General features: G+C 62.6%; 1 protein-coding gene. It reads right to left on the reverse strand.

The features are described 5' to 3' along the window. A partial coding sequence (locus lacNas_RS06880) for an excinuclease ABC subunit UvrA (protein ID WP_507762776.1) occupies nucleotides 1-1,341 on the reverse strand: 1,341 nt, incomplete at both ends.

The raw sequence follows: 1,341 nt of genomic DNA on the forward strand, positions 1-1,341 counted from the left end.
CGGCCGCGAACATGTCCGCCGGCGGACATGCCTGGCGCAGCTGCCGGGATTCTCCGCCCAAAAACTTGCCGATGACCGAGTTGGGATTGGCCGCCAGCTCTTGCGGGCGGCCGGTCGCGATTACCTTTCCCCCGCCTTCGCCAGCCTGAGGCCCCATTTCGACCATCCAGTCGCTTTGCGCCAGAACCTGGACGTCGTGGTCTACCAGAACCACTGAATTGCCATCAGCCACCAGCTCCCGCGTCACTTCATTCAAGCCCTTGAGGTTGGCCGGGTGCAGGCCGATTGAGGGTTCATCCAGAATATACAAGACGCCGGTCGTCTGGTTGCGGACGGCCCTGGCCAGCTGCATCCGCTGCCGCTCTCCCGTCGACAGGGTGGCTGCCGCCCGGTCCAAGCTTAGGTAGCCCAGCCCCAGATCCAAAAGCCGCTTGGCCGTGTCCGTAAATGACTGGCAGATGCTCCGCGCCATCGGCCGCATGGCTTCCGGCAGCCAGTCCGGCAGCTCTTTAACCCAATCATCCGCCTCGCTCAAGGTCAGCTGGCAGACCTGGGCCAGGTTCTTGCCCTTGATCCGGGGCGCTCTGGCCGCTTCTGACAAGCGGCTGCCCCCGCAGTCTGGGCACTGCTGCTCTTTAAGGAAGGGGGCCACCCGCTTCATCCCTTTTTCGTCCTTGACCTTGCTTAAGGAATTTTCAACCGTATAAACGGCATTGAAATAAGTGAAATCCAGGTATCCGCCGCTGTTTTGCTTCTTGTTCTGCACCAGAATGCGCTTCTTGACCGCCGGGCCGTGGAAGACGATCTCCTTTTCTTCCGGAGTCAGGTCTTTAAAAGGCACGTCGGTTCTGACGCCCATCTGCCGGGCCACATCCGGCATCAGGGACCACATCAGCCTTTTCCAGGGCAGCACTGCCCCCTCGTCGATCGTCAGCTCTTCATCTGGAACCAGACTGGCCTCGTCAACCAGCCGGACGACCCCGGTTCCCGAGCAAGTCGGGCAGGCCCCCCGGCTGTTGAAGGCCAGATCCTCTGCCCCCGGCGCCGTGACTTTGGCGCCGCACTCCGGACAGTAAAGCGGCTGCTCGGCAGCGACCTTCAAGCTGGGCTGGAGATAATGGCCGTTTGGACAGCGGTGGCTGGCCAGGCGCGAAAACATCAGCCGCAGGCTGTTGAGCAGTTCCGTGCCCGTGCCAAAAGTGCTGCGGATGCCTGGAACGCCCGGGCGCTGGTGCAGGGCCAGGGCCGCCGGAATATAGCGCACCGCGTCAACGTCAGCCTTGGCTGCCTGGGTCATCCGCCGGCGGGTATAGGTCGACAGCGACTCCAGATAGCGCCTGG

The sequence above is a fragment of the Lactobacillus nasalidis genome (assembly GCF_016587775.1).
GTDB lineage: Bacteria > Bacillota > Bacilli > Lactobacillales > Lactobacillaceae > Lactobacillus > Lactobacillus nasalidis.